Here is an 8145-nt window from a genome sequence, read left to right as displayed (position 1 = left end):
AAGCCGCTGTTTCCAGGCATGCGGATGTCCAACAACACCACGTCAGGGTGATGCTCACCAGCCAGCTGCAGGGCCTGCTGGGCGGTGCAGGCCTCCGCCACCACCTGGCAGGGTGGCGTTGCAGTTTCCACGATCATCCGGACCCCGGCGCGGATGGCTGCGTGATCGTCAGCCAGCAGAACTGTGGTCAAGGGGTCTCCTCCTGGCGGGGTGGACGGTGGGAGCGGATTGTGGATCGGGGGGCTCCGGGACGCGCCCAGACTGCCCACTGGTTGTGCTTGCCTGCAGGACCGCCACCGGCCAGTGAGCTTTGACCATCCACCGTCGGCCGTCCTCTGCAGGACTGGCGTGGAAACTGCCGCCCAGATCCTGTGTTCGCATGGCCATGGAACGTAGACCCACCCCGCTGGTGAGCTCCGCGGGCTCTGGGCCCACCGTGCTGGAATCACCCATCTGGCTGTCCATGGGCGAAACGGCTGTCAGCGCCACATCTTCTCCGGTGACTGCCAGCCGGAAGGCCACAGTACCGGGGCCAGCATGTTTCAAAATGTTGGTCACGGTTTCCTGGGCCACGCGGATCACAGTGTCCGCAGCCTCGGGTGAAGCCTGGGAGAGCAGTTCCACGGCGCCGTTTTCCACGGTGACCGAAGCTTGCGGGAAGGAAGCCCGCAGCCGGGCTTCAAGGTCCTCCGTGGCGCGTTGTGGATCCAGGTGCAGGTTGGCCGGGGCCTGATCACGTAGAACGTCTATCAGCGTCCGCATTTCCGTCAGGGCGTCCACGGATGCGGTCCTGATGGATTCCAGGACTGAATACCGGGTGGCTTCCGGGGCGTTTCTCATGCCCTCTGTTCGCAGGGCCGCCGTCTGCAGAGCAACGGCAGAGAGGTGACCGGCCACGCCGTCGTGAAGGTCTTGGGCGAGCCTGCGCCGGTGCTCCTGGACCGCCAGGGCTGCTCGGGCCTGGGCCAGGTCGTGTTCGCGGGCGGTGAGTTCCTTTTGGGTGCGGGCGGCGTTCTCCGCCTCGGTGCGGGCCTGACGGTGGTGGCGGACCTCCCACGCCCACAGGGGAGGAATCAGCAGGACCACAGCGGTTTGCAGCACCAGGGCGAACCACACGGAGGCATTGTTGTGGGGGATCATCAGCGCCAGAATCCCCACAGTGGCGGTCACAGCAATACACAGTCCCGTGGTGAACCGCGCCAGGACACGGCTGCCGAACAGCACAGCAGTGAACACGGCCTCGAATTGGAGGAACACCGCACCCAAGCCGGAGGGCAGGACCATGGCTGCTGCGGACCCAAGTCCCGTGATGGTCAGGACTAGACCTGGATGGCGTTTGCGCCAGAGCGTGGCAGTGGCAGCAACCAGCAGCAACGCCAGTGTCACGCTGCGTGGCACCGGTGAGCTCAAGGCCAGCTCTCCGGAGATGGACCACCCGGCGCTCCAGAGCAGCACCACCAAGGCCACGTACAGCGCCGCTGCACGGACGTCCAGTCTGGTGTCGGGGGAAACCATGTGCTGAATCTATCGGGTGGGACGGACGTCACAAGGCCGAGTCCGGCACAGGCCGGGCGATCTCATCCATTGGTACCGGTTCCCGGTGGGTCCAAGACGGCACCGTTGGCGGATGTGTGGCTGGGGTGGCCGCCACAAGATGGATTCATGGACACCTTCAGCAATGTGGCCACGGGCCTGAGCACCGCCGACGCCGGCACCTTGGTGCTGTTGGCTTTGGTGGATTCCACCAGTACAGGCACGTTGGTGCTGCCCCTGGTCCTGCTGCTGTTTCTGCCCACGGTGCACCACGGCCGCGGAACAGGTGTGCAGGCACCAACACCGGACGGATCCGCAGCACCAGCACCCGCGAGATCCACACCCACGTCATTACGGGTCAACGGCACCACCCGCGTGGTGGTCTACCTGATGGTCATTGCAGCCTTCTACTGGCTGGTGGGTGTAGTCATCATGGCCGGCTTCCAGGGGGTGGCAGAGCCCGTGGGCCAGATCCTGAGCTCCAGAGCGGGTGCCGTCATGCTGGTTGCAGTGGCCGTGGGTCTGCTGATCCTCAGTTGGTGGGTGGATCCCAAGGTCATTGAAAAGCGTGGCGGTGACCCGGAGGCCGGAACCCGGCGATGGGTGCAACGCGCACAGCATGCGGTGGGGTCCTGGAAGGGTGTTGGCGCACTGGCACTGGGCGCGGGACTCATTGAGCTGGCCACCATGCTCCCGTACCTGGCCGCCATGGGAGGGCTGGCGCAAGCCGATCTGGGGGTCGTGGAAACGGCGGTGGTCCTGGCCCTGTACTGCCTCATCATGATCGCACCGGCGCTGCTGCTGTGCCTGGTCCACGCGGTGCTGGGGAGCCGGATCGAACGCCCCGTGGCCGCATTGCGGGACTGGGCTGTTCGTGCCGCACCCACCACGCTGGCGTGGATTCTGGGCATTGTGGGTGTGGTGATCTTGGTCCGCACCCTGCCGGGGCTGCTGGGAGCCTGAGCCGTCACAGTCTCGGCTGCGGCTCCCACAACTCACCCAGGCCAACACCGGCTTGGTCGGCAAGAATCCGCAGCCCGTTGACGGAGAGCCCGATCACCGCGTGCAGGTCCCCGTCCACCCGTTCGATGAACGCCGCCCCGTACCCATCCAGGGTGAAGGAACCCGCCACCCACAGGGGTTCGCCGGTGGCAACGTAAGCGGCGACGTCGTCGTCGGACATGTGGGTGAAGGTGACGTCCGCACCGGCCTCCAGTCCACCGGCGAATCCGGTGCCGCCGGCCTCCGGGGCGCGGGTGTCGATCAGCCAGTGGCCCGTGTGCAAATGTCCGGTTCGTCCGCGCATGGCCGAGATGCGCTCGGTGGCGCGCTCGGGGGTCAGCGGCTTGCCGTGAACCTCCCCGTTGAACGCGAACACGGAGTCGCAGCCGATCACCAACCGGCCCTTGGCCTGGGGCAGGGCTGCCACGGCCTCGCATTTGGCGCGCGCCAGGCTCAGCGCGATCTCCCCGGGTTCAGTGGCGCCGGAGGCCAGCGTCACGGCCTCCTCGTCCACGTGCGAGGTCAGCTGCGTGAATCCCACACCTGAGTCCCGCAGAAGTTTGGCGCGAGCAGGGGATTGGGAGGCCAACAGCAGCAGGGGAGTCTCAGACATGCGCCCAGCGTAGAGCAGTTGATCGCCGCGGAAGATCCTTGCCCCGGGGTGCGTTGGGCAGGGTGGAGACAGTTTTTCACGACGACGGCGCCCGGTGCGGACAGTGAGGCAGATCAGATCATGCACGGTGAATACAAGGTCCGCGGCGGCAAACTGGTGGTGGTTGACCTGGAAGTCTCGGGCTCGCAAGAGCTGAGCATGTTCAAGGACGTGGTGGTCTCCGGAGACTTCTTCCTGGAACCGGACGAGGCATTCGAGGACCTCCACGCCGCGCTGGAAGGACTCCCGGCGTCCTTGAGCGTGGAAGGGCTCACCCGGGCCATCGAGGCCAAGTTCGAGGCCCGCGCGGAGGCCACAGGGGAAGAAGTCCGCATGATTGGCTTCAGCGCGGAGGCTGTGGCCATCGCGGTGCGCCGTGCGGTGGGCGCAGCCAAGAGCTGGGATGACCTGGACGTGGAAGTCATACCCATGAAGACCATGGACCCGGCCATGCACGTGGCACTCGATGAAGTTCTGGCTGCGGAGATGGCAGCCGGACGCCGTGGCCCCACGCTGCGCTTCTGGGACTGGGACGACGCCCTGGTGGTGATCGGCTCCTACCAGTCCGTGCGCAACGAGGTGGACCTGGAGGCCGCTGCGGTGAACAACGTGGGGGTCACCCGGCGCATCACCGGCGGTGGAGCCATGTTCATGGAACCCGGCAACTGCGTGACCTACTCCCTGATGGTGCCCGCTGGCCTGGTGGAAGGACTCAGTTCCGAGCGTGCTTACGCATTTTTGGACGAATGGGTCATGGGCGCCCTGGAGCAGATCGGGGTCAAGGCCCATTACGTCCCGCTCAATGACATCACCACGGATCAGGGCAAGATCGGCGGGGCCGCCCAGCGTCGATTTGCCGATGGCACGTTGCTGCACCACGTGACCATGTCCTATGACATTGATGCCAACAAGATGCTGCAGGTCCTGCGGATCGGCCGCGAAAAGCTCTCTGACAAGGGCATCAAGTCCGCCAAGAAGCGCGTTGACCCCATGCGCTCGCAGACTGGTATGGCCAGGGAGGCGATCATCGAGTCCTTCCAGGCGCATTTCCTGGAGCACTACCGTTCCCACCTGGGTGACTACCGCCCGGAGGAACTGGAGGCCGCTGGGCAGCTGGTGCGCACCAAGTTCGCCACGGAGGCCTGGACCCACCGGGTCAAGTGACTCCACCCCACCCACGACTGCCAAGTGTGGCGGGGACGGAGGGAAGCGTCAGACGGTGCAGAGGGTGCTGCGGGTCAGGAACCGGTGGCCGGTGGGGGCCTCCAGGGAGAACCCCGAGCCACGGCCGGGCACGGCGTCGATGATCAACCTGGTGTGTTTCCAGGCCTGGAACTGCTCCCGGGAGATGTAGAGCTCCAGAGGCCCCAGGTCTGAACCGTCGGCCGCCGTGAGCACAGCAGTCCCCAGCAACACATCGGAATCCCCCGTGCGGAATTCTCCCACGGGGAAGCACATGGGCGCGGAACCTTCACAGCATCCACCGGACTGGTGGAACATCAACGCACCGTGCCGGTGCCACAGCTCGCGCAACAGTTCGACGGCGGCGTGCGTGTAGCCCACCCGTACGACGTCGTCCTCCGGACCCGCGGTGGCCTCCAGGGCGACGTCGGGTGTGGACGGATCCACTGCTCGGTCCGCTTCTTCTGTCATCAGAACAGTCCCATCTCCTTCTCCGAGTAGGAGACCAACAGGTTCTTGGTCTGCTGGTAGTGATCCAGCATCATCAGGTGGTTCTCCCGGCCGATGCCAGAGGACTTGTAGCCGCCGAAGGCCGCGTGCGCGGGGTAGTTGTGGTACTGGTTCACCCACACCCGGCCCGACTGGATGGCGCGTCCGGCCCGGTAGGCGGTGGTGCCGCTGCGGGCCCACACGCCGGCCCCCAGACCGTAGAGGGTGTCGTTGGCGATCGAGATGGCGTCGTCGAAATCGGTGAACGAGGTCAGCGAGAGCACGGGCCCGAAGATCTCCTCCTGGAAGATCCGCATGGAGTTGGTGCCCTCGAACACGGTGGGCTTGACGTAGTAGCCCTCCGCGAGGTCGCCGTCGAGCACCAGCCGCTCACCGCCCGTGAGCACCTTGGCGCCCTCCTGCTTGCCGATGTCCAGGTAGGAGAGGATCTTCTCCAGCTGGTCCGTGGAAGCCTGTGCGCCCACCATGGTGGCGGTGTCCAGCGGGTTGCCCTGGACCATCTTGTTCACGCGCTCGATGCCGGCGGCCACAAAGTCGTCGTACATGCCCTTCTGCACCAGGGCGCGCGACGGGCAGGTGCAGACCTCACCTTGGTTCAGCCCGAACAGGGCAAAGCCCTCCAAGGCCTTCTGGTAGAAGTCGTCCTGCTGCTGGGCGATGTCCTCGAAGAACACGTTGGGGGACTTGCCACCCAGCTCCAGGGTGACCGGGATGATGTTCTCCGAGGCGTACTGCATGATCAGCCGGCCCGTGGTGGTCTCTCCGGTGAAGGCGATCTTGCGGATGCGCTTGTTGGAGGCCAGGGGCTTTCCGGCTTCCACACCGAAGCCGTTGACCACGTTGACCACGCCGTCCGGCAGCAGATCCTGGATGAGTTCGATCAGCACCAGGATGGAGGCAGGGGTCTGCTCGGCGGGCTTGAGCACCACGCAGTTGCCGGCGGCCAGGGCGGGCGCCAGCTTCCACACACCCATCAGGATGGGGAAGTTCCAGGGGATGATCTGGCCCACCACGCCCAAGGTCTCGTGGTAGTGGTAAGCCACGGTGTCCTCGTCGATCTGGGACAGGCGGCCCTCCTGGGAGCGGATGGCACCGGCGAAGTAGCGGAAGTGGTCGATGGCCAGGGGGATGTCAGCGGCCAGCGTCTCCCGTACCGGCTTGCCGTTGTCCCAGGTTTCGGCGATCGCGATCGCCTCCAGGTTCTCCTCCATGCGGTCGGCGATCTTGTTCAGCAGAATCGCCCGTTCCGTGGGAGTGCTGGCGTTCCACGACGGCGCTGCCGCCCAGGCGGCGTCGAGTGCGGCCTCGATGTCTTCCGCGGTGCCCCGGCCCACCTCCGTGAAGGGCTTGCCGTTGACGGGGGAGACGTCCTCGAAGTACTCACCCTTGACCGGAGCCACCCACTTGCCACCGATGAAGTGTTCGTAGCGAGACTTGAAGCTGACGGGTGAATCAGCCCGACCGGGTTGTGCGTAAACCGTCACGATGGACTCCTTTGTCACGTGGATTCTTGTGCGGCGCTGCCTCATGGATGCCGGGCAACCGGTGGGTCGGTCGGGATCGGACCGGCCCACGACGGACATGTCATGGACTCACTGACCCTGAACATGTGACGGAGGACACGCCGTTGGGGTCACGCTACTGCACGCCGAGCCTTCGTGCAGCCGGTTGGCGGGTGTGCATTCGCTGGGAAGCCGGCAGCACGGGTGACATGAAAACTGGGCCACGTCGGAGGAAAACGGCGAGCGGAACAGGCGATCCTTTTGTCACACATGGATTGTTTGCTTAAACAATGACGCCGCCCGTGGTGGGCCCAAAGGGGAGAAGATCACAGAATGATGACCGTTTCATCACAAATTGTGCAGACCACTTCTCAGCCTGGAACGCCGGATTTATGTTGACTCCATGGCGGGCACTACACCGCCAAACCGCCTGGCCAACCAGGATATGGACGCCCCACGGTGACCCGAATCTGCGTCCAGGGATTCCGGGTTGCCGCCACAGATGACGGCAACAAGCACCCAGGTGGTCTCTCCAGGAGAAAACTCTCATGAAAAACATCACTGCTGTATTCAACTCTGCCTCCAACGATTCTGTGATGATTTCTCAAACTCCGGAAAGTATTGGAGTCCCGGGTTTGTCTCGGCGTCGTATTCTGGTGGGCGCAGGCGGGGCACTGGCTGCCACGGTTCTGATGGGTGCTGTGGCACCAACGGCTGCGCAAGCCGCCCGGGTCGCGCTGCCCACTGCCGTTGATCCGGCACAGAGCGGGTGGGGAAACTTTGCCACCAGCGGCCGGTACGAGTTGTTCGGTGGCACGTTGAACATCTCCGCCCCGTGGTGGGTGCCCAGCGTGGATCGCATTGGCATGCAACTGGCCTATCAGTCCACCAGTGCCTCCACCCTGCAGGTCTCCTGGCAGGACAACAACAACGGCTCCGTGGTCTCCAGGACCTTGAAGCCGGGGGAGGTGTGGCGGCACAACACCAACTTCACGGCCCTGGGCGGTTTCGACGCCGTCAAGACCCTGCGGGTGGTGGCCAACGGCAAGGAACCGGTCAACCCAGCCTGTGAGGTGGTCCTGGCGCCTTGGTTGGCCCAGCGGGCCATGCTGCCCTCCGGTGGAGATGCCACCATCACGGATGCTGCCGCGTGCGGGGCCGACTTGGGTACCGTGCGCTGGGCATTGGCCAGCATGGTCACCCCGGGCACACCGCAGGCCGTGGACGTGACCACGTTCTTCCCGGACCTGCCCCTGATGCGTGACGAGGCAGTGAACTACCTCTACAACCTGGTGGGCATGCCGTACGTGGAGACTCGTCTGGGTTCGCCCTACGTGGACGTTGACTGGCGCAATCCGTACAAGCGCGCCATCTTCTGGGCCACGCAGTCCGGGATCAGCACGGGGCGGACGGCATCGGATGGCTCACGGACCTTCCGCCCGGCCCAGATGATCTCCCGTGAAGTCATGGCGCTGTTCCTCTACCGCTACGCCAAGACCTTCACCTGGGCCCCGGGGATGACCGCCAAGCGATTCGCGTTCTCGGATGTCAACCCCAACAGCCCGTACGCGGATGCCATCGGTTGGTTGGGTGCCATGGCTCTGGCCACCGGCCCCACGTTCCGCCCCAAGGATGCACTCACCCGCCGTGAGGCCGTGCGTTTCGTTCAGGGGCTGAGCACCGTCTGAGCAGTCCTTGCACCCCTCGGTGACCACGACGGCGGTGGGTCCGGTACCAGAACCGGGCCCACCGCCGTCGTGGTGG

General features: G+C 65.0%; 8 protein-coding genes. 3 read left to right on the top strand and 5 right to left on the bottom strand.

From position 1 onward, the window contains the following. Positions 1-191: response regulator transcription factor (locus L979_RS10395; RefSeq protein ID WP_047692144.1), on the bottom strand; the 191-nt coding region annotated here is incomplete at its 3' end. Next, positions 169-1515, bottom strand: a complete 1347-nt coding sequence (locus L979_RS10390) for a sensor histidine kinase (protein ID WP_047692143.1) — start codon at positions 1513-1515, stop codon at positions 169-171. The genes L979_RS10390 and L979_RS10395, both read right to left, overlap by 23 nt. A gap of 147 nt (positions 1516-1662) precedes the next feature. On the opposite strand from L979_RS10390, the gene L979_RS10385 reads away from it, so the two are divergent. Continuing rightward, complete coding sequence (locus tag L979_RS10385; RefSeq protein ID WP_047692142.1) at positions 1663-2496, top strand: GAP family protein; 834 nt, start codon at positions 1663-1665, stop codon at positions 2494-2496. Positions 2497-2500: 4 nt separating this feature from the next. Here L979_RS10385 and L979_RS10380 read toward each other — a convergent pair whose 3' ends face one another. After that, complete coding sequence (locus L979_RS10380; RefSeq protein ID WP_047692141.1) at positions 2501-3148, bottom strand: nucleoside triphosphate pyrophosphatase; 648 nt, start codon at positions 3146-3148, stop codon at positions 2501-2503. Between the two features lie 120 nt (positions 3149-3268). Between L979_RS10380 and L979_RS10375 the strand changes: the two genes are divergently transcribed. Next, entirely contained in the window at positions 3269-4351 is a 1083-nt protein-coding gene (locus L979_RS10375; RefSeq protein ID WP_047692140.1) for a biotin/lipoate A/B protein ligase family protein, read from the top strand. Positions 4352-4399: 48 nt separating this feature from the next. Here the strand turns inward: L979_RS10375 and L979_RS10370 are convergent, their stop codons facing one another. Both L979_RS10370 and L979_RS10365 read right to left on the bottom strand, forming a co-directional pair. Next, positions 4400-4840 (bottom strand): DUF779 domain-containing protein, encoded by a 441-nt coding sequence (locus L979_RS10370; protein ID WP_052209786.1) that lies wholly within the window; start codon positions 4838-4840, stop codon positions 4400-4402. Next, positions 4840-6363, bottom strand: a complete 1524-nt coding sequence (locus L979_RS10365) for an aldehyde dehydrogenase family protein (protein ID WP_047692145.1) — start codon at positions 6361-6363, stop codon at positions 4840-4842. The genes L979_RS10370 and L979_RS10365 overlap by 1 nt, the downstream gene beginning before the upstream one ends. Positions 6364-6929: 566 nt before the next feature. Between L979_RS10365 and L979_RS10360 the strand changes: the two genes are divergently transcribed. Continuing rightward, positions 6930-8069: an S-layer homology domain-containing protein gene (locus L979_RS10360; protein ID WP_047692139.1), complete on the top strand. Its 1140-nt coding sequence runs from the start codon at positions 6930-6932 to the stop codon at positions 8067-8069. Positions 8070-8145: the final 76 nt, after the last annotated feature.

This window comes from Kocuria sp. ZOR0020, assembly GCF_000800955.1.
Lineage (GTDB): Bacteria > Actinomycetota > Actinomycetes > Actinomycetales > Micrococcaceae > Kocuria > Kocuria subflava.
Note: the sequence above shows the minus strand (reverse complement) of the source record. Positions and strands in the feature narration are given on the sequence as shown.